Raw genomic sequence first — 23,066 nt, forward strand, 5'->3', positions numbered from 1 at the left:
CTCGAGAGGCCCCGGCGTGTCAACTGCCGGTGGTCTCCACCGACTCGAACCGCCAGCGGTGCACCGGACGGGTGATCAGATCGGCGGCGGGCTCCGGGAGTTCGGGCAGCTCCGCCGCCACACCCTCGGCCGCCTCCCACCAGGTGACGACCAGCACCCGGTCCTGCGGGGCCCGCAGCAGCTCGCGGCGCACCGGCTCGCGCGCCAACACCTGCGAACGGGCCCACTCCAGAAGCTCGTTGCCCCGCCCGGCGGCGGCCCGGGCCTCCCACATCAGCGCGACGGTGCCCATCAGTACAGGTTGCCCTTGCTCAACTCGTGCACGTGGTCGTGGTCGTGGGAGTGCGCGTGAGCGGTGCCCGGGACGTGCGGGTCCGTCACCGGCAGAGAGGAGTCCGCCGACAGGTCCCAGTCCGAGGCCGGCCGGTTCCGCTTGACCATCTCCGCGCCCAGCGCCGCCACCATCGCACCGTTGTCCGTGCACAGCTTCGGCCGCGGCACGCGCAGGATGATCCCCGCGTCGTCGCACCGCTCCTGCGCCAGCGACCGCAGCCGGGAGTTGGCCGCCACACCGCCGCCGATCATCAGGTGGTCGACGCCCTCGTCCTTGCACGCGCGGATCGCCTTGCGGGTCAGCACGTCCACCACGGCCTCCTGGAAGGACGCCGCCACATCGCGCACCGGCACCTCCTCGCCCGCGTTCCGCTTCGCCTCGATCCAGCGGGCGACCGCCGTCTTGAGCCCGGAGAAGGAGAAGTCGTACGCCGCGTCGCGCGGCCCCGTCAGCCCGCGCGGGAAGTTGATCGCCTTGGGGTCGCCCTCGCGCGCCAGCCGGTCGATGACCGGGCCGCCGGGGAAGCCCAGCTGCAACACGCGCGCGATCTTGTCGAAGGCCTCGCCCGCCGCGTCGTCGATGGTCGCGCCCAGCGGCCGTACGTCGGAGGTGATGTCCGGGGCGAGCAGCAGCGAGGAGTGCCCGCCGGACACCAGCAGCGCCATGGTCGGCTCCGGCAGCGGCCCGTGCTCCAGCTGGTCGACGCAGATGTGCGAGGCCAGGTGGTTCACCCCGTACAGCGGCTTGCCGAGCGCGTACGCGTACGCCTTGGCCGCCGAGACGCCCACCAGCAGGGCGCCCGCGAGGCCGGGACCCGCGGTGACGGCGATGCCGTCGAGGTCACGGGCGCTGACCCCGGCCTCCTTCAGGGCGCGCTCGATGGTGGGGACCATCGCCTCCAGGTGCGCCCGGGAGGCCACCTCGGGCACGACGCCGCCGAAGCGCGCGTGTTCGTCGACGCTGGACGCGATCGCGTCCGCCAGCAGGGTGGTGCCGCGGACGACGCCGACGCCGGTCTCGTCGCAGGAGGTCTCGATGCCGAGGACGAGCGGTTCGTCAGCCATTGCTCTCACTGCTCTCAGTGCTCTCAGTCGTTGCTTGTGCGGGGTCGGTCAGGCGCATCACGAGCGCGTCCACGTTGCCGGGCTGGTAGTAGCCCCGCCGGAAGCCGATCGGCTCGAAGCCGAAGCGCTCGTAGAGCTTCTGGGCCCGGGTGTTGTCCACCCGTACCTCCAGCAGCACCTCGGCGCACTCGAACGCGGTGGCGGCGCGCAGCAGGTCGGTGAGGAGCCGGGCGCCGAGCCCGGTCCCCCACTGGTCGCGTGCGGCCGCGATGGTCTGTACGTCGGCCAGGTCCCCGGCGGCGGCCAGCCCGGCGTAGCCGACGAGACGGCCGGACCCGGGCTCTTCCGCCACCACGTAGCGGCGGGTGGCGTGCGGGCCGCGGGCGTGGGCGAGCTCGGACCAGAACATGCCCGCGGACCAGGCGTCCTCGGGGAACAGCTCGTGTTCCAGTTCCAGCACCGGCTCGATGTCCCACCAGCGCATCTCGCGCAGTACTGCGGTCACTGCCGTCACTGCGGGGTGACCACCTTGTAGTTCTTCGGCACCTGCGCGTCGGGCCGGCGCAGGTACAGCGGCGTCGGAGGCAGGAACTCGGCCCCGGCCGCGAGCCGTTCCACCGCCAGGGCGGCGAGGGCGCCCGCGCTCTGGTGCTCGGGGGCCCGCGCGTCGGTGAAGACGTCCGGGTACAGCAGCGCGCCCTGGCCCACCGCGGGCAGGCCGGCGACCTGCTCGGCGATGTCGGCCGGGCGGTCCACGGCGGGCTCGCCGACGCGCGTGCGCGGGTCCTCGTACCGGGCCCAGTAGACCTCCTTGCGCCGCGCGTCGGTGGCGACGGTGAAGGGGCCCTCGATCCCGGCGGCGCCCGCGGCGTACGCGAGGCCGTCGAGGGTGCACAGGCCGTGCACGGGGATGCCGAGCACGGTGGCGAAGGTGGAGGCGGTGACGAGGCCGACGCGCAGCCCGGTGTAGGGGCCGGGTCCGACGCCGACGACGATGCCCGTGAGGGCGTCGAGCTTCAGCCCGGCCTCGGCGAGGACCTTGTCGACGGAGGGCAGCAGGAGCTCCCCGTGGCGGCGGGCGTCGACCTGGTTCGACTCGGCGAGGACGGACTCGCCGTCGTGCAGGGCGACGGTGACGGCGGGCGTGGCGGTATCTACAGCGAGCAAGAGCACGCGAACAGCCTACGACTCCGGGGGCCCGGGCCCTCGCGGCCGGTCGCGGGGCACCCCGGCTGCTACCTTCGACCCAGGTATCGGCCGAGGTCCGCGCCGGGGCACGTGTGCCCGGCGGCGCCCCGGCACAGGGGAAGCACGGGAGAGGTGGAGCAAGGTGGCACGCAGCAGCTCGGGAATCGTGGCCGGGCTCACCGTGGCGGCGCTCGCCGCCGTCGGCTTCCTCGGTTACCAGGCCTCTGCGACCGCGCCCGCGCACCCCGCGCAGGCGGCCGCCCCGCCGGCCGCGGCGCCCTCCCCGGTCCCCTCCGCCCACACGGCCGACCCGGCGAAGCCGGTGGCCCTGCCCGCCGGCTCGGGCACGGGCTCGCGCGTCGTGTACTCGGTGAGCATGCAGCGGGTGTGGCTGGTCGGCGAGAACGGGCAGGAGCCGAAGTCGTTCCCCGTCAAGCCGAGCACGGCGCACCCGAAGCCGGGCACGTACCTGGTGAACTCGCGCTCGGGCGCGGTCACCGGCTCGGACGGGGTCCCGATCGAGCACGTCGTACGGTTCGCCACGGCGGACGGCGTGGTGGTCGGGTTCAGCTCCCGGGTGGACGGCCAGACGCCGGAGCCCGACCCGAACAAGAAGACCGGCGGCATCCGCATGACGCGGGCCGACGGCGATGCGATGTGGGCCTTCGCGACGATCAACTCGAAGGTCGTCGTCCTCCCCTGACGCCCTGCCTCCCGGCCGGGGAGCCCGCCACGGATTCACCCGTACGGGCTACCGGACGTGCGGGCTGCCGCGCCTTGCGGACCTCTCAGGCCGCCTCGGACTCCGGGGCGGCCTGTTCGCGTACGTCGGCCCCGGTGCCTTCAGGCGCGTCGGGGGCGTGCTCCCGCACGGGTGGCGTGGAGACCGCCGTGGCGGCCGCGCCCGCGGCGAGCAGCGCCCCCATGGACACGACGGACGAGCGGGGGTCGCGCTGCACTCCTGCTGCGGACATGGCTGCCTCCTGGCCCGGGCCGGCCCGTACTTAGGCAGGCCTAACCAGCCCTCCGTACCATGTCACCACGCGCGACTCCATCGGCGCAATATCTTGCCGACGAGTTGTCGGTACGTTTTCCCGCGGAGCTGCCGGCCCTATCGCACCGGGGCCAGCGCCGCCAGCGCGCCCGGCCCGGACCAGCGTGACCCGATGCCGCGCACCGAAACCTCCCGCACGTCGTCCAGGACCTCCTCGTGGCCGACCGCCCGGGCGATCACCACGTGCAGCCGGTCGTCGGAGAGCTCCTCGACCTTGCCGTCGCCCCACTCCACGACGACCACGGACTCGGGCAGCGAGACGTCGAGGTCCAGGTCCTCCATCTCGTCCAGCCCGCCGCCGAGCCGGTACGCGTCCACGTGCACCAGCGCCGGCCCGCCGCGCAGCGAGGGGTGCACCCGGGCGATCACGAACGTCGGCGAGGTCACGGCGCCCCGTACGCCCAGCCCCTCGCCCAGGCCCCGGGTCAGCGTGGTCTTGCCCGCGCCGAGCTCTCCGGTCAGCAGGACGAGGTCGCCGGGGCGGAGCAGGCCGGCGAGGGTGCGGCCCAGCTCCTGCATGGCCCCGGGCGAGTCGACGGTGATGCGCGCCTCGGCGCCGGCCGCCTCAGCTGCCTGCTGCGGTGCCTGATGCTGCGGTGTCTGACGCCGCGCTTCCTGACTGCGTGGCGCTCGCGCTTCCAGCGGTACTTCTTCCATGCCCGCCAACGTTAGTCGCTGCGGGCACCGCACCGGTGCGCGCCAGCAGGTCGGTGAGCAGCCCGGTCACCGTCTCGGGCTGCTCCAGCATCATCAGGTGCCCGGCGGACTCCAGGACCACGAGCTCCGCGGCCGGCAGCGCGTCCTTGATGGCCTGGCTGTGCGCGGCCGGGGTGACCATGTCGCGGGCGCCGGCGATGACGGTGACGGGGATGTCGGCGAACCGCTGGAGGGCGGCGCTCTTGTCGTGGATCTGGAAGGCCGGGTAGAACTCGGCGACCACGTCGATCGGGGTGGCCTCGATGAGCCGCTCGGCGAAGCGCGCGACGGCCGGGTCCACCTCGCGGGGGACGCCGAACGAGTACATCTTGATCATGCCCGCGAAGAGGTCGGCGGTGGCCCGCCGCCCCTTCTCCACCAGCTCCACCTGCGAGCCGAGCACCCGGAGCACGGGCGGCAGGATGCGGCGAACGGCCCCCATGCCGACCGAGGGCAGCCCGTACGTCACCTGATCGAGGTGCCCGCTGGAGGTGCCGACGAGGGCGACGCCGATCACCCGGTCGCGGATGAGCTCGGGGAACTGCTCGGCCAGCGCCATGATCGTCATGCCGCCCATCGAGTGGCCGACGAGGATCAGCGGGCCCTCGGGCGCGGCGGCCTCGATGACGGCCTTCAGGTCGCGGCCGAGCTGGTCGATGGTCACGCGCTCGCCGTCGGCCTGGGAGAACCCGCGCGCGCTGCGGCCGTGGCTGCGCTGGTCCCAGTACACGGCACGGACCAGTCCGCGCAGGGCGGCGCGCTGGAAGTGCCAGGAGTCCTGGCCGAGGCAGTAGCCGTGGCAGAACACGACGGTCGGGGCGGCCGGTTCCTTGCGGCGCAGCCGGGGCCGCTTCTTCGGGCCCTCGGACGGCTCGTCGACCTCGTAGTAGATCTCGGTGCCGTCTTCGGCGTAGCAGGCTCCGGCGGTCCCGCGCAGGGAGCCGTAGTCCCCGGTGGCGTCGAGCGCGAGGCGGGCCTTGCGGCGCATGCCGCGCCCGACCGTGATCCGTTCGACCGCGACGCCGGCCGCCGCGCCTGCGGCTATCACGCCGATCGCGGCGCCGGCCCAGCCGGCTTTGCGCCAGTTCTCGCTCACGCCGTCCTCACGCTCACGCCGTCCTCACTCAGCCTCAGCCGCCCAGGTAGACCCGAGGAACGCGCACCCCGATACGGGTGACGATCTCATAGGCGATGGTGTCTGCTGCCCGAGCCCAGTCCTCGGCGGTCGGTTCGCCGTGCTCGCCGCTGCCGAAGATGACGGCCTCGTCCCCGGCCCGTACGAGGTCACCGCCCAGGTCGACGACGAACTGGTCCATGGCGACGCGCCCGGCGACGCGGCGGACCTTCCCGCCGACGAAGACCGGACCGCGGCCGGAGGCGTGCCGGGGGATGCCGTCGGCGTACCCGGCGGGGATGAGGGCGAGGTTCGTCTCGTCCTCGGTGACGTAGTGGTGGCCGTAGCTCACCCCGTGGCCCGGGGGCACCGCCTTGACCAGCGCCACGGAGGCCTTGAGGGTCATGGCGGGCCGCAGGCCCAGCTCCTGGGAGGTGCCGAGCTCGGGGGCGGGGGACACGCCGTAGACGGCGATGCCGCAGCGCACGAGGTCGTAGTGGCTCTCGGGCAGCGTCAGCGTCGCGGGAGAGTTGGCGATGTGCCGGACCTCCGGCTCGACCCCCTCCTTCTCGGCGTACGCCAGCATGTCGCGGAAGGCCGTCAGCTGGAGCGCGATGGAGGGGTGGCCGGGTTCGTCGGCGCAGGCGAAGTGGGACCAGACGCCGGTGATCTTGACGGTGCCCTCGGCCTGGGCGGCGACGGCCGCGCCGACGAGCTCGGCCCAGTCGGCGGGCTGGCAGCCGTTGCGGCCGAGGCCGGTGTCGGCCTTGAGCTGGATCCTGGCCCGGCGGCCGGCGGCGTGCGCGGCCTTGCGCACCTCGTCGAGGGCCCACATCCCGCTGACGGAGATGTCCAGGTCGGCCTCGACGGCCGCCTGCCAGGGCCCGCCGGGGGTCCACAGCCAGCACATGACCGGCCCGCCGATCCCGGCGGCGCGCAGCGCGAGCGCCTCCTCGGGGGTGGCGGTCCCGAGCCAGGTGGCACCGGCCTCCTGGGCCGCGCGGGCGCACGGGATCGCGCCGTGGCCGTAGGCGTCCGCCTTGACGACGGCCATCAACTCGGCCCCGGGTGCCCGCTCGCGCAGTGCGCGTACGTTCGCCCGTACGGCGTCAAGATCGATCTCGGCGTACACGCGCGTCGGTGTCTCGTTCATCGCCCCCAGTCTCTCAGAGCCCGGCTGTGGCCCGCGCGACCGCCGTCCCCGTCCCGCATTTCGGTGTATTTCACCCCCGTTGGGAGCACGCCGGCGTGCCGGCGGGCCGCATACCGACCCCACGGCGCGGGGCGGGCCGGGGGCCGGGCCGTCACGGGTTCCGGATGCTGCGCCAGGCCTGCGGGAGGGACTCCGCGATCTGCTGGGCGAGGAGCGGGGCTCCGGAGGCGGCCCGGCGCCCCGCCAGGCCGTGGAGGTACGCCGCGACCGAAGCGGCGTCGAGCGCCGGCAGGCCCGAGGCCAGCAGGGAGCCGGCCAGGCCCGACAGGACGTCGCCGCTGCCGGCCGTCGCCAACCACGCGGTTCCCGTCGGGTTGGCCCGGACCGGGCCGTCGCCGCGGGACACCAGCGTCGTCGAGCCCTTCAGCAGGGCCGTCGCCCCGTACCGCTCCGCCAGCGACCGTACGGAGGACAGAAGGGCCGACTCCACCGCCTCCCGGGACACCCCCAGCAGCGCCGCCGCCTCCCCCGCGTGCGGGGTCAGCAGCGTCTCGGCCGGCCGGGCCCGCAGCACCGCCGGGTCCAGCCCGCGCAGCCCGTCCGCGTCCACCAGCACCGGGACCGGGTCCGCCAGGGCGTGCGCGACCTCCGCCGCCCGGCCCTCGCCGAGCCCCGGACCGACCACCCACGCCTGCACCCGGCCCCGCCCGATCAGCGTCTCGGGGTACCGCGCCAGCACCGCGTCCGCCGCCGGCCCGACGTACCGCACGGCGCCCGCGCCGCCCCGCAGCGCCCCCGCGACGGCGAGCACCGCCGCGCCCGGGTACTGCACCGACCCGGCGACGATGCCGACCACGCCCCGGCGGTACTTGTCGCTCGACGCCGTCGGCACCGGCAGCAGCCCCGCGACGTCGGCGTGCTGCAACGCCTCGGCATCCGGCTCCGGCAGCGACAGCCCGATGTCCACCAGCCGCACCGCGCCCGTGCGCGAAGCCCCCGGGTCGATCAGCAGCCCCGGCTTGTACGCCCCGAAGGTCACCGTGACGTCGGCCCGGACGGCCGGCCCGGCCACCTCCCCGGTGTCCGCGTCGACCCCGCTCGGCAGGTCCACAGCGACCACGACCGCACCGGCCGGGATCTGCTCCACCAGCGCCGCCGCGGCCGGCCGCAGCCCGCCGCGCCCGCCGATGCCGACGAGCCCGTCCAGTACGAGGTCCGCCCGCCCGGGAACGCCCTGCGCGAGCCGGCCCCCGGCGGCCAGCAGCGCCCGCAGCCCGCCCGCGTGCACCCGTTCCGGATCCATCGGCACCGCCGTCACGCCGGCGCCGCGCCGGGCCAGCCGGGCGCCCGCGTAGAGCGCGTCGCCGCCGTTGTCCCCGGGTCCGACGAGCAGGACGACACGCGCCCCGTACACGCGGCGCAGCAGGCCCGCGCACACGGCGGCCAGCCCGGCCGCCGCGCGCTGCATCAGGGCGCCCTCCGGCAGCCGGGCCATCAACTCCCGCTCGGCGGCCCGTACGGTCTCCACGCTGTAAGCAGTACGCATGGCACCAGCCTGCCCGAAACCCCGAGGAGCCGGCCCTATCCCTCGGCGATCACCACGGCGGAGGCGACGCCCGCGTCGTGGCTCAGGGAGATGTGCCAGGACTTCACGCCCAGCGCCAGCGCCCTGGCCTCGACCGTCCCCGACACCCGCAGCCGCGGCTGCCCCGTCTCCTCCACGTACACCTCGGCGTCGGTCCACAGCATCCCGCCGGGCGCGCCGAGCGCCTTGGCGAGGGCTTCCTTGGCCGCGAACCGGGCGGCGAGCGAGGCGATCCCGCGCCGCTCGCCGCTCGGCAGCGTCAACTCGGAGTCGACAAACAGCCGCTTGGCCATGTTCGGAGTGCGCGCCAGCGCCTCACCGAACCGCTCGATCTCGGCAACATCGATCCCCACACCGATAATCACAACGCCAACTCGCTTCGCTCACTCGCTGCGCTCACTCCACCGTCACAGATTTCGCGAGATTACGCGGCTGGTCCACCTCGTTGCCCCGCGCCGTCGCCAGCTCGCACGCGAAGACCTGCAGCGGCACCGTCGCCACCAGCGGCTGCAGCAGCGTCGGCGTCGCCGGGATCCGGATCAGGTGGTCCGCGTACGGGACGACCGCCTCGTCGCCCTCCTCCGCGATCACGATGGTCCGCGCCCCGCGCGCCCGGATCTCCTGGATGTTCGACACGATCTTGTCGTGCAGCACGGAGCGCCCGCGCGGCGACGGCACGACCACCACCACCGGCAGGTCCTTCTCGATCAGCGCGATCGGGCCGTGCTTGAGCTCGCCCGCCGCGAAGCCCTCGGCGTGCATGTACGCCAGCTCCTTGAGCTTGAGCGCGCCCTCCAGGGCCACCGGGTACCCGACGTGCCGCCCGAGGAACAGCACGGTGTCCTTGTCCGCCAGCGACCGCGCCAGCTCCCGTACCGGCTCCATGGTCTCCAGCACGGTGTCCACGGCCGCGGCGATGTCCGACAGCTCGCGGATCACCGCCTGGATCTCGTCGCCCCACTTCGTACCCCGTACCTGCCCGAGGTACAGCGCGACCAGATAGCAGGCCACCAGCTGCGTCAGGAACGCCTTGGTCGAGGCGACGGCCACCTCGGGACCGGCGTGCGTGTACAGCACCGCATCCGATTCGCGCGGGATCGTCGACCCGTTCGTATTGCAGATGGCCAGCACCTTGGCCCCCTGCTCGCGCGCGTGCCGCAGCGCCATCAGGGTGTCCATGGTCTCGCCGCTCTGCGAGATCGCGACCACCAGCGTCCGCTGGTCCAGGATCGGGTCGCGGTAGCGGAACTCGCTCGCCAGCTCCGTCTCGCACGGGATGCGGGTCCAGTGCTCGATGGCCAGCTTCGCGATCATGCCCGCGTGGTACGCCGTACCGCACGCCACGATCACGACCTTGTCGACCTCCCTGAGCACCGAGACGGGGATGCGCACCTCGTCCAGGGTCAGCGAGCCGCTCGCGTCGATCCTGCCCAGGAGGGTGTCGGCGACGGCCTTCGGCTGCTCGGCGATCTCCTTGAGCATGAAGTAGTCATAGCCCGCCTTCTCGGCCGCCGAGGCGTCCCAGTCCACGTGGTACGCCCGCACGGACGCGGGCGCACCGGCGAAGTCGGTCACCGTGACCCCCTCGCGGCGGAGCTCGACGACCTGGTCCTGCCCCAGCTCGATCGCGGACCGGGTGTGGGCGATGAACGCGGCCACGTCCGAGGCGAGGAAGTTCTCACCTTCCCCAACGCCCACCACCAGGGGGGAGTTCCGGCGCGCCCCGACCACCACGTCCGGCGCGTCGGCGTGCACCGCGACCAGCGTGAAGGCGCCTTCGAGCCGCCGGCACACCTGCCGCATGGCCTCCGCGAGATCCCCGCAGGCCTCGAACCGCTCCGCCAGCAGGTGCGCGACGACCTCGGTGTCCGTCTCGGACTCCAGCCGGTGCCCGCGCTCGGCCAGTTCGGCGCGCAGTGCGGCGAAGTTCTCGATGATGCCGTTGTGCACGACGGCCACCCGGCCCGCGTTGTCCAGGTGCGGGTGGGCGTTGACGTCGGTGGGCCCGCCGTGGGTGGCCCAGCGGGTGTGCCCGAGTCCCGTGGAACCGGCCGGCAGCGGGTGCCCGACCAGTTCCTTCTCCAGATTGACCAGCTTCCCGGCCTTCTTGGCGGCGACGAGCCCCCCGTCGGCGAGCACGGCGACGCCCGCCGAGTCGTAGCCGCGGTACTCGAGCCGCTTGAGTCCGGCGATGACCACATCGAGCGCCGACTGCGCTCCCACGTAACCCACAATTCCGCACATACGGCGCAGCGTACGCGGAAGTCAGCCGCCTGCCCCGTACCTGAACAAGACGAAAAACCCGCCCCGGCGAATGCGCCGGAGCGGGATTGACGTTGTTCGAAGGCCCTACGGGCCCGGGGCCGGCCGAGGTGTCAGCCGAGCTTCTTCGCCTGCGCGTGGACGACGGCCTTCGGCTGCTCGGCGGCACCGCTCAGGCTCAGGGCCGAGAAGGTCGCGAGGGTGTTGCCCTTGCGCACGACGACGAGCTGCGTCGTGAACTTCTCACCCTCCGCGTCGCCCTCGACCGTGTAGGCGAGCGCCTCGTCGCCCGCGGTGACGGGGGCTCCGGCGCCGACCTTGGTGACCTTGCCGGCCTGGCCCTCACCGCTCGCCGTGTAGCCGCCGGCGCACGCGGTGCCCGCGGTCTTCAGGCTCGCGAAGGCCTCCTCCGCGCCCTTGCCGTCGTACGAGGCGAGGGTGACGGCGGTGGCGGTCGTGCCGAGGGCGTCCATCAGGCCCTTCAGCTTGTCCTCGGGGCTCTGGGTCGCCGCCTGCTCCTTCGGCTTCGCGACGACCTTGGTCCGCGCGGTGCCGGTGGCCGTGCCGACCGCGCCCATCGCCTGCGCCTTGACCAGCGGCACGCACTGGGGCTTGTCACTGGTGGCCGAGGCCCCCGCCGCGGCCTCGGCCGGAGTGGCCGCCTTGAACTGGTGGTCGGGCAGATCGGCCTGGGCCACGATCACGGCGGCCAGCTCGGTGTCCGTCTTGCCCTTCGCGGCCGGGGCCGCGGACGACGCGGCGGCGGACGGCTTGGCGTCGGCCTTCTTGTCGTCCGCCTTGTCGGAACCGCAGGCGGTGGCCAGCAGGGCCAGGGACACCGCGGAAGCAGTCAGGACGGTACGACGGACAAGGGTGCTACGCACGAAGGATCTCCCCCAGAACACACGACAACGACAGCAGCGGCAGCAGAAGACGAGCCGCAGTGATCAGCAAATCTAAGGGGCGATCCGATCATGACCCGTCCACCTTCCGCCGGATACGGCCAATCGTGATCGGGGTGAGATCCGAACCCCGGCTCCGGCCCCCGGCCCCAGCCCCGCCCCGGCCCGGCTCGCAGCCGGCTCGAGACCTGCACGGGAACCACTGCACGACACCCCGCAGACACCGCTGCGACGGCCCCGGGCCCCCGGCACGTGACCGACCACACCACCCACAACCGGCCCCGAGCCACGACAATGGCCCTGTGATCACTTCGCCGCCACGAAGCACGCCGGACAGCGCGACGGAGCGCCCCGACCGGCCCGAGCGACCTCACCGCCGGGCCGAGGTCTCTCCGTACGTCGACCTCACCCGCGACGAGTGGAGCGCCCTGCGCGAGCGCACCCCGCTCCCCCTCACCGCCGACGAGGTCGAGCGCCTGCGCGGTCTCGGCGACGTCATCGACCTCGACGAGGTCCGGGACGTCTACCTCCCGCTCTCCCGCCTCCTCAACCTCTACGTCGGCGCCACGAGCAACCTCCGCGGCACCCTCAACACCTTCCTCGGCGACGCCGGCAACGGCCACGGCGCCCAGCAGGGCACCCCGTTCGTCATAGGGGTCGCCGGCTCCGTCGCCGTCGGCAAGTCCACCGTGGCCCGTCTGCTCCAGGCCCTGCTCGCCCGCTGGCCCGAGCACCCCCGCGTGGAGCTGGTCACCACCGACGGCTTCCTCTACCCGATGAAGGAGCTCCAGCGCCGCGGGCTCACCTCCCGCAAGGGCTTCCCGGAGTCGTACGACCGCCGCGCGCTCACCCGTTTCGTCGCGGACATCAAGGCGGGCAAGGACGAGGTCACGGCCCCCGTCTACTCGCACCTGATCTACGACATCGTCCCGGGCGAGCAGCTCGTCGTGCGCCGCCCGGACATCCTGATCGTCGAGGGGCTCAACGTCCTCCAGCCGGCCCTGCCCGGCAAGGACGGCCGCACGCGCGTCGGCCTCGCCGACTACTTCGACTTCAGCGTGTACGTGGACGCCCGCCCCGAGGACATCGAGCGCTGGTACCTCAACCGGTTCCGGAAGCTGCGCGAGACCGCCTTCCAGAATCCTTTCTCCTACTTCCGCAAGTACACCCAGGTCTCCGAGGAGGAGGCCATGGAGTACGCGCAGACCATGTGGCGCACCATCAACAAGCCCAACCTCCTGGAGAACGTGGCCCCCACCCGCGGCCGCGCGACCCTCGTCGTACGCAAGGGCCCGGACCACAAGGTGCAGAAGCTCAGTCTCCGCAAGCTCTGACGCCGCAACCCACTAGGGTGCGGCCATGCTGCACCTTCGGTTGATCACTCCGGCCGACCGGACCGAGGCCGTGGTCACGGTCATCGAATCGACGGTCGGCACCACCCATCTGGTCGTACTGCCGGGCGTCGCCCGCGAACCCCGGGGCGACGTCGTGCTGTGCGACGTCGCCCGCGAGGCGGGGGACGAGCTGCTGAACGAGCTCCGGGAACTGGGCATCGAGCAGGACGGCTCGATCGCCGTCGAGAACATCGACCTCTCGCTGTCCCGGCGCGCCGACTCGGCCGAGGAGGAGGCCCCGGGCGAGGCCGCCGACGCGGTGCTGTGGGAGCAGCTGACGGAGGCCACCCACGAGGAGTCCACGCTCACCATCACGTACGTCGCCTTCATGATCCTCGCGACGATGATCGCGGCATGTGGCGTCGTCCTCGACAACGCCATCCTGATCGTGGGAGCCATGGCGGTCGGTCCGGAGTTCGGCCCCCTCGCGGGTGTCTGCACCGCGGTGGTGCAGCGGGCGCCGCGGCTCGCCCTGCGGTCTCTCAGCGCACTGCTGATCGGTTTCGCCGCCGCGATCATCGCCACGACCGTCTTCAGCCTGGGGATGGACGCGATCGGGCAGTTCCAGGAGGGGATGCTGGAGCGGCCCCGCCCGAACACCGGCTTCATCTGGCAGCCGGACCCGTTCTCCTTCGTGGTGTCGCTGCTCGCGGGCGTGGCGGGGGTGCTGTCCCTGACCTCCGCGAAGTCCGGGGCACTGGTCGGTGTCGCGATCTCCGTGACCACCGTCCCGGCCGGTGCGAACGCCGCCGTGGCCCTCAGCTACGGCGACTTCTCCCAGATGTGGGGGTCGGCGGAGCAGCTGCTGCTGAACCTGGGCGGGATCATGCTGGCGGGCGTCCTGACCCTGTACGGGCAGAAGGCGCTGTGGCGGACCCAGCGCGGCCGCTGGGTCCGCCGGCCGAAGATCTGAGCGGCCCGGTCACGCCGTCGGCCCCGCCCTCCGGAATCCACGGATGGGCGGGGCCGACGTACGAGCCGCAGGGCCGGATCCAGGGCCTAGCCGAGCGCCGACTTCACGACGTCCGCGAGCCGCCCGGCGACCGCGCGGGCCTGCTCGATGTCGGCGGCCTCGACCATCACCCGAACGAGCGGTTCGGTACCCGACGGACGGAGCAGCACCCGTCCGGTGGTGCCCAACTCCCGCTCGGCGTCGGCAACGGCCGCGGCCAGCTCGGCGGAGGTCCTCACCCGGGACCTGTCCACGTCGGGGACGTTGATCAGCACCTGCGGCAGCCGCTGCATGACACCCGCCAGGTCGGCCAGCGACCGGCCGGTGGCGGCGACGCGCGCCGCCAGCATCAGGCCGGTGAGCGTGCCGTCGCCGGTCGTGGCGTGGTCGAGGATGATCACGTGGCCGGACTGCTCGCCGCCGAGCGCGTAGCCGTGCTCCTTCATCGACTCGAGCACGTACCGGTCGCCGACGCCGGTCTGCACGACCTGGATGCCCTCGCCCTCCATGGCCAGCTTGAAGCCGAGGTTGGACATCACCGTGCCGACGACGGTGTTCCCGCGCAGCTGGCCGGCCTCGCGCATGGCCAGGGCCAGCACCGCGAGGATCTGGTCGCCGTCGATCTCCGCGCCGGAGCCGTCGACCGCGAGGCAGCGGTCCGCGTCGCCGTCGTGCGCGATGCCGAAGTCGGCGCCGTGCTCGACCACGGCCTGCTTGAGGAGGCCCAGGTGCGTGGAGCCGCAGCCGTCGTTGATGTTGAGGCCGTCCGGCGCGGCGCCGATGGTGACGACCTCGGCACCCGCCCGGGTGAAGGCTTCGGGAGAGACGCGGGCGGCGGCGCCGTGCGCCTCGTCCAGGACGATCTTGAGCCCGTCCAGGCGGTTGGGGAGGACTGCGACGAGGTGGGCGACGTACTTGTCGAAGCCCTCGTCGTAGTCGGAGACGCGGCCGACGCCGGCGCCGGTGGGCCGGTCCCAGGGAGCCCCGGTGCGGTGCTCGTCGTAGACGGCCTCGATGCGGTCCTCGAGCTCGTCGGCGAGCTTGTGGCCGCCCCGGGCGAAGAACTTGATGCCGTTGTCGGGCATCGCATTGTGGCTGGCGGAGAGCATCACGCCGAGGTCGGCACCCAGCGCACCGGTGAGATACGCCACCGCCGGGGTGGGCAGCACACCGACGCGCAGGACGTCCACGCCCGCGCTCGCGAGGCCCGCGACGACCGCGGCCTCGAGGAATTCGCCGGAGGCGCGGGGGTCGCGGCCGACGACCGCGGTCGCCCGGTGGCCCGCGAAGGTGCCGGCCTCGGCGAGTACGTGGGCAGCTGCCACGGAGAGACCGAGCGCGAGCTCAGCCGTCAGATCCGCGTTGGCGACGCCGCGTACACCGTCCGTCCCGAAGAGTTGTCCCACTGTTGTCCTCCCGAGTTCACACGTCGTTTGTGACCGCTTGTGACAAGTATTTGCCGCTTGTGGCGGTAAACGAACCGCCCCGGCAGCACAGAGAGTGCTGCCGGGGCGGTTGTTGCTGAACAGCAGGCGCAGATTAACGCTTGCTGTACTGCGGGGCCTTACGGGCCTTCTTGAGACCGGCCTTCTTGCGCTCGACCGCACGGTCGTCGCGGGAGAGGAAGCCGGCCTTCTTCAGCGCCGGGCGGTTGTTGTCGACGTCGGCCTCGTTCAGGGCGCGGGCCACGCCGAGGCGCAGGGCGCCGGCCTGACCGGAGACGCCGCCACCCGCGATGCGGGCGATGACGTCGTAGCGACCGTCAAGCTCGAGGAGCTTGAAGGGCTCGTTGACTTCCTGCTGGTGCACCTTGTTGGGGAAGTAGTCCTCAAGGGTGCGACCGTTGATCTTCCACTTGCCGGTGCCCGGAACGATCCGGACGCGGGCGATGGCGTTCTTGCGACGGCCCAGGCCGGCGGCCGGCTGCGGGTCGCCGAAGCGGCCGGCAAGGGACTCGGAGGTGTAGTCGCCCTCGACGACGACCTCAGACTCGGTGGTGTACTCCTCGACGCCCTCGAACTCTTCGACGGGGGTCTCGGCGGTGGTCTCGGCCACGATGCTCCTCAGAATTTTCTACGTCTTAGGGGGTGGCCGGAACTACTGCGCGACCTGGGTGATCTCGAACGGCACCGGCTGCTGGGCAGCGTGCGGGTGCTGGTCGCCCGAGTAGACCTTCAGCTTCGAGAGCATCTGACGGCCCAGGGTGTTCTTGGGGAGCATGCCCTTGACGGCCTTCTCGACGGCCTTCTCCGGGTTGTTCGCCAGGAGGTCGTCGTAGCGCACGGAACGCAGACCGCCCGGGAAACCGGAGTGGCGGTACGCCATCTTCTGGGTCGCCTTGTTGCCGGACAGGTGCACCTTGTCGGCGTTGATGATGACGACGAAGTCGCCCATGTCCATGTGAGGCGCATAGGTCGGCTTGTGCTTGCCCCGCAGGAGGGCAGCGGCCTGGGTCGCCAGACGGCCGAGGACAACGTCCTGGGCGTCGATGACGAGCCACTGGCGCGAGATGTCGCCGGGCTTGGGGCTGAACGTACGCACGCGTATGCCTTCGCTTCTTCAGTGGTGGTATCCCAAGGGCGCAAGCCCCAACGGGAAGGTCCTGACAGGGTCACCACGGACGATCACGACAGCCCTCGTTCACATCGGGGACGCAACCCGTGTGAACCGCTGGTCATCGGCCCGGTGGACCGGCGTAAGGCCCTTTCACGTGAGAATGAGCAAGCCAATACGCATAACAAACCAGCAGGATACCCAAGCAGACCCGTACGGGTCAAAACGCGGTCCGCGATGCCGATTCTGCTGGCGTCGCGGCGCACTCCGGTTCGGTCCTGAGTGGGGACCCCGCAGTTGTTACGGGCTCCAGAGTAACCCGCCCGGAGCGCAGCGCACGACGCACCAGCAGGATCGCGAGCCCGCACAGGGCGGCGCAGTCCTTGAAGGCGCGCCGCTTGTGGGCCAGCTCCGAGGGCCACGGCACCAGCGCCACCTGGGGCGTCAGGGCCAGCCAGAACCAGGGCGAGCGGGGCATCGACCCCGGCCGCACCGCCGAGGCCAGCAGCAGCGGAAGCACCACCAGCAGGTAGTGGTCGAAGGACGGCCGCGAGACCAGGAATGCGGCGAGCATCACCATGCAGGCCGTCTCGACGAGCCGCAGCTCGCCCCCGTCAGCGTCCGCGGGCCCGTCCGTACGGCGCCACCGCCGCCACGCCGCGACCAGCCCGCCCAGCGCTCCCGCCCCCGCGAGCAGCATCGCGACCGGCTCCGGCACCCCCAGCCGCGGCAGCACCGCGATGGGCGAGGCGTCCCAGGGCAGCGCGTACGAGTCCTGCCCCTGGAGCAGGAAGGGCAGCGTCTTGGTGAAGAACAGCGACGGGCTCGGCATCAGCAGCGCCCCGAGCAGCGACACCCCGAGCGGCACCAGCACGGCCACGGCCAGCCCCCGCCACTGCCGGGCCAGTACGAAGAGCAGCCCGATCGGCACCAGCATGGGCTTGCAGGCGATCGCCAGACCCACCACCAGCCCGGCGGCGGCCCAGGACCGCCGCTGCGCGAGCAACAGCGCCACGGGCAGCGCGGCCGCCGAGATGGCCGTCCAGTTGCCGATCAGCACGAGGTTCACGTACGGCTTGTAGGCCAGGGCCAGGGCCGCGAACCCGCCGACCGCGAAGCGGGAGCGCAGCGGCACCGAGAACAGCCGCAGCGCGGCCCACCAGCCGATCGCGATCAGGGCGGACATCGCCAGCGGAAGCACCCAGCGCAGCACCGGCTGCGGCAGCAGCGACTCCGGGACGGCCATGATCACGGCGCTCGGGAGGTAGAGGAACCGCTCGTCCTCGTACGGGGACCCGCCGGCCAGCAGCGTTTCGGCGGCCTTGACCACGAAGGCGTTGTCCGAGCCCCAGTTCTCCCGCAGGCTCGTGGACACCGAGATGCCGAGCACCACGGCCAGGGCCACCGCCGGCCAGGCCCCGGACGCCGGCCGGAGCAGCCAGACCACCAGCCGGTGCCCGAACGCCGGACCCCCCGCGGCGTCCCATCTCCTGAGCCAGGTGCCAGGCCGCAGCCGCACAACGCCTCCCGATCGACCCGCTCGGGGGCGGTCTCCCCCTAGCGCTTCCGCTCGACCCTACGTTCGTCCCATACGGGTTCCTGAGTCTCTCGTACAACACCGTCCGAGCCGAAGACCAGGAAACGGTCAAATGTGCGCGCGAACCAGCGGTCGTGCGTGACGCACAGCACAGTGCCCTCGTACGACTCCAGACCGTCCTGCAGCGCTTCCGCGGACTCCAGGTCCAGGTTGTCCGTCGGCTCGTCCAGCAGCAACGCCGTGGTGCCCGCCAGCTCGAGCAGCAGGATCTGGAAACGCGCCTGCTGGCCGCCCGACAGCTTCTCGAACGGCTGGTCCCCCTGCCGCTCCAGCTCGTACCTGCGCAGGACGCCCATGGCGGCGCCGAGCGGCTTCGCGGCCTCCGTCCACAGGATGTCGACCAGGGTGCGGCCGAACAGCTCCGGGTGGGCGTGGGTCTGCGCGAAGTGTCCGGCCACCACGCGGGCACCCAGCTTGAAGTCGCCCGTGTGCTTGACGTCCTCGCCCGCCAGCAGCCGCAGGAAGTGCGACTTCCCGGAGCCGTTCGAGCCGAGGACCGCGACCCGCTCCCCGTAGAAGACCTCCAGCGAGAACGGCTTCATCAGGCCCGTGAGCTCGAGGTTCTCCACGGTCAGCGCGCGCACGCCGGTCCGGCCGCCCTTCAGGCGCATCCGGATGTCCTGCTCGCGCGGCGGCTCCGGCGGCGGGCCCGCCTCCTCGAACTTCTGGAAGCGCGTCTGCATCGCCCGGTAGCGCGAGGCCATGTCGGGGCTGCTCGCCGCCTGGTTGCGCAGCCGCAGGACCAGCGCCTTCAGACGGGCGTGCTCCTCGTCCCAGCGCCGCTTGAGCTCCTCGAAGCGCGCGAAGCGCTCCTTGCGGGCCTCGTGGTACGTGCCGAAGCCCGAGCCGTGCACCCACACGTCCGTGCCCATCGGGCTCGGCTCCAGGCTGATGATCTTCTCGGCGGCCGTGGACAGCAGCTCCCGGTCGTGCGACACGAAGAGCACGGTCTTGCGGGTGGCCTTGAGCTGCTCCTCCAGCCACCGCTTGCCCGGGACGTCCAGGTAGTTGTCCGGCTCGTCGAGCAGCAGCACCTCGTCCGGTCCGCGCAGCAGCGCCTCGAGCACCAGCCGCTTCTGCTCACCGCCCGACAGCGTGCGCACCTCGCGGAACTGCGCGGCGTCGTACGGGACGGCCAGCGCGGCCATGGTGCAGACGTCCCACAGGGTCTCCGCCTCGTAGCCCTGTACGTCGGCCCAGTCGCTGAGCGCCTGCGCGTACGCCATCTGGGCGGCTTCGTCGTCCACCGTCATGATCAGGTGCTCGGCGTGGTCGACGGCCTTCGCGGCCGCCCGGAGCCGGGGCTGGGCCACCGAGACCAGCAGGTCCCGTACGGTCGTCTCGTCCCGTACGGAGCCCACGAACTGCGACATCACGCCGAGGCCGCCGCTGACGGTGACCCCGCCGCCGTGCGGCTGGAGGTCACCGGAGATCAGCTTCAGCAGGGTGGTCTTGCCGGCCCCGTTCGCCCCGACGAGGGCGACGACCGACCCCTCCCCCACGCGGAAGGAGACGTCGGGGAGCAGGACCCGCCCGTCGGGAAGGTAGTACTCCAGGTGGCTGGCTTCGAGATGTCCCATGCGGGGCATTGTCCAGGCCCGGCGCCGATACGCCCAAACGGTTTGGGCGGCGGCCACCTGCGGATCAGCAGCAGCCGGCGCCCGGGAGGGTCCGCATGTTGCGTGCCTCCTTGCTGCGGGCGGCCAGCAGCTCGTCCGCCGGGTAGCCGACCTCCTCCAGGGTGAGCCCGTGCGGCTTCACGACGTGCACCGAGGAGTCCCGTACGGCGGCCCGCAGGACCTTCCCGGGCCAGTCGGTCGGCCGGTGCCCGTCCCCGACGTGCAGCAGTGCGCCGACCAGCGAGCGGACCATGTTGTGGCAGAAGGCGTCGGCGCGGACGGTCGCCGTGACGATCCCGTCCTCGGCGCGCTCCCAGCTGAGCTGCTGGAGGGTGCGGATGGTCGTGGCGCCCTCGCGCTTCTTGCAGTACGCGGCGAAGTCGTGCTCGCCGAGCAGCGGGGCGGCCGCCTCGTTCATGGCGTCCACGTCCAGGGGCCACTGGTGCCACAGCACGTGCCCGCGGCGCAGCGGATCCACGCCGCCCTGGTGGTCGCCGACGCGGTAGGCGTAGCGGCGCCAGATGGCGGAGAACCGGGCGTTGAACCCCTCCGGGGCCTCGGCGACCTTCCACACCCGTACGTCGTGCGGCAGCCGGCCCGCGAGGCGGCGCAGCAGCTTGTCGTGGTGCTCGGCCCACACCTCCTCGGCCAGGTCGAACTGGGCGACCTGCCCGCGCGCGTGCACGCCGGCGTCGGTCCGCCCGGCCACGGTCAGCTCGACCGGGTACGGCAGCCGCATCACGGTCTGCAGGGCCGACTCCAGCTCGCCCTGCACGGTCCGCAGCACGCGCTGCTTCGCCCAGCCGGAGAAGTCCTTGCCGTCGTACGACAGGTCCAGCCGCACCCGGACGTGCCCGGGCTCCACCTCGTCACTCACGTGACAGATCCTCTCAGAAGCTCGGAAATAGCTCCGAAATAGCTCGGAAACGCAGAACGGGCCCGCCCCGGGAAGGGGCGGGCCCGTTCAGAGCCGATCAAGCAAGCTCGATCCCGAAGCGGGATCAGGCCTCCTTGGTCTCCTCGGCGGCGGGAGCCTCGGCCACGGCCTCGGCGTCCTTCGCGGCGCGCTTGGTGGCGGCCTCGGCCTCACCAGTGGCCTGCTGGGCGACCGTGAGGGCCTCGACCAGCTCGATCACGGCCATCGGGGCGTTGTCGCCACGACGGTTGCCGATCTTGGTGATGCGCGTGTAACCACCGGGGCGGTTCTCGTAGCGCGGGGCGATCTCGGTGAACAGCGTGTGCACGATGCTCTTGTCCGTGATCGTCTGCAGCACCAGGCGACGGTTGTGGATGTCGCCCTTCTTGGCCTTGGTGACCAGACGCTCGGCGTAGGGACGCAGGCGGCGGGCCTTGGCCTCGGTGGTGGTGATGCGGCCGTGCTCGAAGAGCGCCTTCGCGAGGTTCGCGAGAAGGTGCTTCTCGTGCGCGGCAGAGCCGCCCAGACGGGCACCCTTTGCGGGACGCGGCATGGTGTTACTCCTTCATATCTGCACCGGCCGTGTCAGGTACCGGTGTCAGTTCCCCCGGGGCGGCTGCCCCGGGAAAGTTCTACGGGTGGTGCTCAGTACTGCTCGGTCTCGACGAAACCGGCGTCCGCGTCGTCGTCGGCGCCGAAGGCGTCGGCGGCGGCCGTCGGGTCGAATCCGGGCGGGCTGTCCTTGAGGGCCAGGCCCATGCCGGCCAGCTTCGCCTTGACCTCGTCGATCGACTTCGCACCGAAGTTGCGGATGTCGAGCAGGTCGGCCTCGGAGCGGGCGACGAGCTCACCCACGGAGTGGATGCCCTCGCGCTTGAGGCAGTTGTACGACCGAACGGTGAGCTCGAGCTCCTCGATCGGCAGCGCCAGGTCGGCGGCCAGGGCGGCGTCCGTCGGGGACGGGCCCATGTCGATGCCCTCGGCGTCGATGTTGAGCTCGCGCGCCAGACCGAACAGCTCGACCAGGGTCTTGCCGGCGGACGCCATGGCGTCGCGCGGGCGCATGGCCTGCTTGGTCTCGACGTCGACGATCAGCTTGTCGAAGTCGGTGCGCTGCTCGACTCGGGTCGCCTCGACCTTGTAGGTGACCTTGAGGACCGGGCTGTAGATGGAGTCGATCGGGATACGGCCGATCTCCTGGCCCAGCTGCTTGTTCTGGACGGCGGAGACGTAGCCGCGACCGCGCTCGACGGTCAGCTCCATCTCCAGCTTGCCCTTGCCGTTGAGCGTGGCGAGGACCAGGTCCGGGTTGTGCACCTCGACACCGGCCGGGGGCGCGATGTCGGCAGCGGTGACCAGGCCGGGACCCTGCTTGCGCAGGTACATCACGACCGGCTCGTCGTGCTCCGAGGAGACGACCAGCTGCTTGATGTTGAGGATGATGTCGGTGACGTCTTCCTTGACACCGGGCACGGTGGTGAACTCGTGCAGGACGCCGTCCACGCGGATGCTGGTGACAGCGGCACCCGGGATCGAGGACAGGAGCGTGCGGCGCAGCGAGTTGCCGAGGGTGTAGCCGAAGCCCGGCTCGAGCGGCTCGATCACGAACCGCGAGCGGTACTCGTCGACGACCTCTTCGGTCAGCGAAGGACGCTGAGCGATAAGCATGTCTGTGTTCCTTCAGTCGTGGACGCCCACTATTTGACGCCCGACATGTACTGCTGGGTACTGCAAGGGTACGGGCGGCACGGCCCCCGAAGGGGTCGTACCGCCCGGACACTCAAAGACGCACAGGCGTCGCTGCGTCAGACGCGGCGGCGCTTCGGCGGGCGGCAGCCGTTGTGCGGGGTGGGGGTGACGTCCTGGATCGAGCCGACCTCGAGGCCGGTGGCCTGGAGGGAGCGGATCGCGGTCTCGCGGCCGGAGCCGGGACCCTTGACGAAGACGTCGACCTTGCGCATGCCGTGCTCCTGCGCGCGGCGGGCGGCCGACTCGGCGGCCATCTGCGCGGCGAAGGGGGTGGACTTGCGCGAGCCCTTGAAGCCGACGTGGCCGGCGGAGGCCCAGGAGATCACGTTGCCCGAGGGGTCCGTGATCGAGACGATCGTGTTGTTGAACGTGCTCTTGATGTGGGCGTGCCCGTGAGCGACGTTCTTCTTTTCCTTGCGGCGCACCTTCTTGGCAGCGCCCTGACGACCCTTGGGGGGCATCTAAATCTCCTACGGGAGGTGGTCGGTCCTACAGCGCAAGACCGCTGAACAGGACTACTTCTTGCCCGGCTTCTTCTTACCGGCGATCGCGCGACGCGGGCCCTTGCGGGTACGCGCGTTCGTGCTGGTGCGCTGACCGTGCACCGGCAGGCCACGACGGTGGCGGATGCCCTGGTAGCACTGGATCTCGATCTTGCGGCGGATGTCGCCCTGGATCTCGCGGCGGAGGTCACCCTCGGTACGGAGGTTGGCGTCCACGTACTCGCGGATCTTGACGAGGTCCTCTTCGGCCAGGTCACGAACGCGGGTGTTCGGGTTCACGCCGGTGGAGGCGAGGATCTCCTTGGACCGGGTGCGCCCGATACCGAAGACGTAGGTGAGTGCGATCTCCACACGCTTTTCGCGCGGGATGTCAACACCGGAAACGCGTGCCATTCAATGGCTCCTGTGTGTTCGGGGGTCTTCCGCAGAAC

General features: G+C 71.8%; 25 protein-coding genes. 3 read left to right on the forward strand and 22 right to left on the reverse strand.

All coding sequences use genetic code 11. The annotated features are described in order from the left end of the window. Positions 1-19 precede the first annotated feature (19 nt). The 4 genes from ACZ49B_RS07265 to tsaB are packed head-to-tail and all read right to left on the reverse strand — an operon-like array spanning position 20 to position 2,571. A complete protein-coding gene (locus ACZ49B_RS07265; protein WP_030298263.1) occupies positions 20-292 on the reverse strand; it encodes a hypothetical protein in 273 nt (90 codons plus the stop codon). Continuing rightward, positions 292-1,398 carry a tRNA (adenosine(37)-N6)-threonylcarbamoyltransferase complex transferase subunit TsaD gene (gene tsaD, locus ACZ49B_RS07270; RefSeq protein WP_468301409.1) on the reverse strand — a complete coding sequence of 369 codons (1,107 nt, stop codon included), beginning with the start codon at positions 1,396-1,398 and terminating at the stop codon, positions 292-294. The genes ACZ49B_RS07265 and tsaD overlap by 1 nt, the downstream gene beginning before the upstream one ends. Then, entirely contained in the window at positions 1,391-1,912 is a 522-nt protein-coding gene (rimI, locus tag ACZ49B_RS07275; protein ID WP_468301412.1) for a ribosomal protein S18-alanine N-acetyltransferase, read from the reverse strand. Before rimI ends, tsaD begins: the two co-directional genes overlap by 8 nt. Continuing rightward, a complete protein-coding gene (tsaB, locus tag ACZ49B_RS07280) occupies positions 1,909-2,571 on the reverse strand; it encodes a tRNA (adenosine(37)-N6)-threonylcarbamoyltransferase complex dimerization subunit type 1 TsaB (RefSeq protein WP_468301415.1) in 663 nt (220 codons plus the stop codon). Before tsaB ends, rimI begins: the two co-directional genes overlap by 4 nt. Positions 2,572-2,728: 157 nt before the next feature. Between tsaB and ACZ49B_RS07285 the strand changes: the two genes are divergently transcribed. Then, the gene (locus ACZ49B_RS07285; RefSeq protein WP_468301418.1) at positions 2,729-3,289 is read left to right on the forward strand and encodes a L,D-transpeptidase; all 561 of its coding nucleotides are present in this window, start codon (positions 2,729-2,731) and stop codon (positions 3,287-3,289) included. A gap of 85 nt (positions 3,290-3,374) precedes the next feature. Here the strand turns inward: ACZ49B_RS07285 and ACZ49B_RS07290 are convergent, their stop codons facing one another. The 8 genes from ACZ49B_RS07290 to ACZ49B_RS07325 form a co-directional block, all read right to left on the reverse strand. Then, entirely contained in the window at positions 3,375-3,560 is a 186-nt protein-coding gene (locus ACZ49B_RS07290) for a hypothetical protein (RefSeq protein WP_468301421.1), read from the reverse strand. A 137-nt stretch (positions 3,561-3,697) separates the two neighbouring features. Then, positions 3,698-4,159 (reverse strand): tRNA (adenosine(37)-N6)-threonylcarbamoyltransferase complex ATPase subunit type 1 TsaE, encoded by a 462-nt coding sequence (gene tsaE, locus ACZ49B_RS07295; RefSeq protein ID WP_468301424.1) that lies wholly within the window; start codon positions 4,157-4,159, stop codon positions 3,698-3,700. Between the two features lie 46 nt (positions 4,160-4,205). Beyond that, the gene (locus ACZ49B_RS07300; RefSeq protein WP_468301427.1) at positions 4,206-5,432 is read right to left on the reverse strand and encodes an alpha/beta fold hydrolase; all 1,227 of its coding nucleotides are present in this window, start codon (positions 5,430-5,432) and stop codon (positions 4,206-4,208) included. Positions 5,433-5,466: 34 nt separating this feature from the next. Continuing rightward, positions 5,467-6,603: an alanine racemase gene (gene alr, locus ACZ49B_RS07305; protein ID WP_468301430.1), complete on the reverse strand. Its 1,137-nt coding sequence runs from the start codon at positions 6,601-6,603 to the stop codon at positions 5,467-5,469. A gap of 151 nt (positions 6,604-6,754) precedes the next feature. Further along, positions 6,755-8,149 carry an NAD(P)H-hydrate dehydratase gene (locus tag ACZ49B_RS07310; RefSeq protein ID WP_468301433.1) on the reverse strand — a complete coding sequence of 465 codons (1,395 nt, stop codon included), beginning with the start codon at positions 8,147-8,149 and terminating at the stop codon, positions 6,755-6,757. 35 nt (positions 8,150-8,184) lie between these two features. Then, positions 8,185-8,553, reverse strand: a complete 369-nt coding sequence (locus ACZ49B_RS07315; RefSeq protein WP_468301435.1) for a holo-ACP synthase — start codon at positions 8,551-8,553, stop codon at positions 8,185-8,187. Between the two features lie 31 nt (positions 8,554-8,584). Then, positions 8,585-10,432: a glutamine--fructose-6-phosphate transaminase (isomerizing) gene (gene glmS / locus ACZ49B_RS07320; RefSeq protein WP_468301438.1), complete on the reverse strand. Its 1,848-nt coding sequence runs from the start codon at positions 10,430-10,432 to the stop codon at positions 8,585-8,587. A 131-nt stretch (positions 10,433-10,563) separates the two neighbouring features. After that, on the reverse strand, positions 10,564-11,334 hold the full coding sequence (locus tag ACZ49B_RS07325; protein ID WP_468301441.1) for a hypothetical protein: 771 nt from the start codon (positions 11,332-11,334) through the stop codon (positions 10,564-10,566). Positions 11,335-11,654: 320 nt separating this feature from the next. Between ACZ49B_RS07325 and coaA the strand changes: the two genes are divergently transcribed. Beyond that, the gene (gene coaA / locus ACZ49B_RS07330) at positions 11,655-12,686 is read left to right on the forward strand and encodes a type I pantothenate kinase (protein WP_468301443.1); all 1,032 of its coding nucleotides are present in this window, start codon (positions 11,655-11,657) and stop codon (positions 12,684-12,686) included. Between the two features lie 25 nt (positions 12,687-12,711). Beyond that, positions 12,712-13,659: a DUF389 domain-containing protein gene (locus ACZ49B_RS07335; RefSeq protein WP_468301446.1), complete on the forward strand. Its 948-nt coding sequence runs from the start codon at positions 12,712-12,714 to the stop codon at positions 13,657-13,659. 86 nt (positions 13,660-13,745) lie between these two features. On the opposite strand, the gene glmM is transcribed toward ACZ49B_RS07335, so the two are convergent. The 10 genes from glmM to rpsM all read right to left on the reverse strand — a co-directional run bounded on the left by glmM (position 13,746) and on the right by rpsM (position 23,028). Further along, positions 13,746-15,104 (reverse strand): phosphoglucosamine mutase, encoded by a 1,359-nt coding sequence (gene glmM / locus ACZ49B_RS07340; RefSeq protein WP_468301449.1) that lies wholly within the window; start codon positions 15,102-15,104, stop codon positions 13,746-13,748. Positions 15,105-15,237: 133 nt separating this feature from the next. Then, positions 15,238-15,753, reverse strand: coding sequence for a 30S ribosomal protein S9 (gene rpsI, locus ACZ49B_RS07345; protein ID WP_030230680.1), 516 nt, complete (start codon positions 15,751-15,753; stop codon positions 15,238-15,240). A gap of 42 nt (positions 15,754-15,795) precedes the next feature. Then, positions 15,796-16,239 carry a 50S ribosomal protein L13 gene (gene rplM, locus ACZ49B_RS07350; RefSeq protein WP_266664718.1) on the reverse strand — a complete coding sequence of 148 codons (444 nt, stop codon included), beginning with the start codon at positions 16,237-16,239 and terminating at the stop codon, positions 15,796-15,798. 232 nt (positions 16,240-16,471) lie between these two features. Then, on the reverse strand, positions 16,472-17,770 hold the full coding sequence (locus tag ACZ49B_RS07355; protein ID WP_468301453.1) for a glycosyltransferase family 87 protein: 1,299 nt from the start codon (positions 17,768-17,770) through the stop codon (positions 16,472-16,474). A 38-nt stretch (positions 17,771-17,808) separates the two neighbouring features. Further along, positions 17,809-19,428, reverse strand: a complete 1,620-nt coding sequence (locus tag ACZ49B_RS07360) for an ABC-F family ATP-binding cassette domain-containing protein (RefSeq protein WP_468301456.1) — start codon at positions 19,426-19,428, stop codon at positions 17,809-17,811. A gap of 64 nt (positions 19,429-19,492) precedes the next feature. Next, entirely contained in the window at positions 19,493-20,344 is an 852-nt protein-coding gene (truA, locus tag ACZ49B_RS07365) for a tRNA pseudouridine(38-40) synthase TruA (RefSeq protein ID WP_468301459.1), read from the reverse strand. A 124-nt stretch (positions 20,345-20,468) separates the two neighbouring features. Beyond that, positions 20,469-20,936 (reverse strand): 50S ribosomal protein L17, encoded by a 468-nt coding sequence (gene rplQ, locus ACZ49B_RS07370; protein ID WP_030298228.1) that lies wholly within the window; start codon positions 20,934-20,936, stop codon positions 20,469-20,471. Positions 20,937-21,028: 92 nt separating this feature from the next. Beyond that, complete coding sequence (locus ACZ49B_RS07375) at positions 21,029-22,051, reverse strand: DNA-directed RNA polymerase subunit alpha (RefSeq protein ID WP_008739666.1); 1,023 nt, start codon at positions 22,049-22,051, stop codon at positions 21,029-21,031. A gap of 137 nt (positions 22,052-22,188) precedes the next feature. Beyond that, positions 22,189-22,593 carry a 30S ribosomal protein S11 gene (gene rpsK, locus ACZ49B_RS07380; protein WP_003956432.1) on the reverse strand — a complete coding sequence of 135 codons (405 nt, stop codon included), beginning with the start codon at positions 22,591-22,593 and terminating at the stop codon, positions 22,189-22,191. A 54-nt stretch (positions 22,594-22,647) separates the two neighbouring features. Continuing rightward, the gene (gene rpsM / locus ACZ49B_RS07385; RefSeq protein ID WP_007265919.1) at positions 22,648-23,028 is read right to left on the reverse strand and encodes a 30S ribosomal protein S13; all 381 of its coding nucleotides are present in this window, start codon (positions 23,026-23,028) and stop codon (positions 22,648-22,650) included. Between the last annotated feature and the right edge of the window lie 38 nt (positions 23,029-23,066).

The organism is Streptomyces sp. NPDC031132 (assembly GCF_055570595.1).

Bases quoted from the DNA above. Each gene is read 5' to 3' on its own strand.
- ACZ49B_RS07265 (WP_030298263.1), bottom strand. From the start codon at position 292: ATGGGCACCGTCGCGCTGATGTGGGAGGCCCGGGCCGCCGCCGGGCGG.
- tsaD (WP_468301409.1), bottom strand. From the start codon at position 1,398: ATGGCTGACGAACCGCTCGTCCTCGGCATCGAGACCTCCTGCGACGAG.
- ACZ49B_RS07290 (WP_468301421.1), bottom strand. From the start codon at position 3,560: ATGTCCGCAGCAGGAGTGCAGCGCGACCCCCGCTCGTCCGTCGTGTCC.
- tsaE (WP_468301424.1), bottom strand. From the start codon at position 4,159: ATGCAGGAGCTGGGCCGCACCCTCGCCGGCCTGCTCCGCCCCGGCGAC.
- alr (WP_468301430.1), bottom strand. From the start codon at position 6,603: ATGAACGAGACACCGACGCGCGTGTACGCCGAGATCGATCTTGACGCC.
- ACZ49B_RS07310 (WP_468301433.1), bottom strand. From the start codon at position 8,149: ATGCGTACTGCTTACAGCGTGGAGACCGTACGGGCCGCCGAGCGGGAG.
- glmS (WP_468301438.1), bottom strand. From the start codon at position 10,432: ATGTGCGGAATTGTGGGTTACGTGGGAGCGCAGTCGGCGCTCGATGTG.
- ACZ49B_RS07335 (WP_468301446.1), top strand. From the start codon at position 12,712: ATGCTGCACCTTCGGTTGATCACTCCGGCCGACCGGACCGAGGCCGTG.
- ACZ49B_RS07360 (WP_468301456.1), bottom strand. From the start codon at position 19,428: ATGGGACATCTCGAAGCCAGCCACCTGGAGTACTACCTTCCCGACGGG.
- rplQ (WP_030298228.1), bottom strand. From the start codon at position 20,936: ATGCCGCGTCCCGCAAAGGGTGCCCGTCTGGGCGGCTCTGCCGCGCAC.
- ACZ49B_RS07375 (WP_008739666.1), bottom strand. From the start codon at position 22,051: ATGCTTATCGCTCAGCGTCCTTCGCTGACCGAAGAGGTCGTCGACGAG.
- rpsK (WP_003956432.1), bottom strand. From the start codon at position 22,593: ATGCCCCCCAAGGGTCGTCAGGGCGCTGCCAAGAAGGTGCGCCGCAAG.
- rpsM (WP_007265919.1), bottom strand. From the start codon at position 23,028: ATGGCACGCGTTTCCGGTGTTGACATCCCGCGCGAAAAGCGTGTGGAG.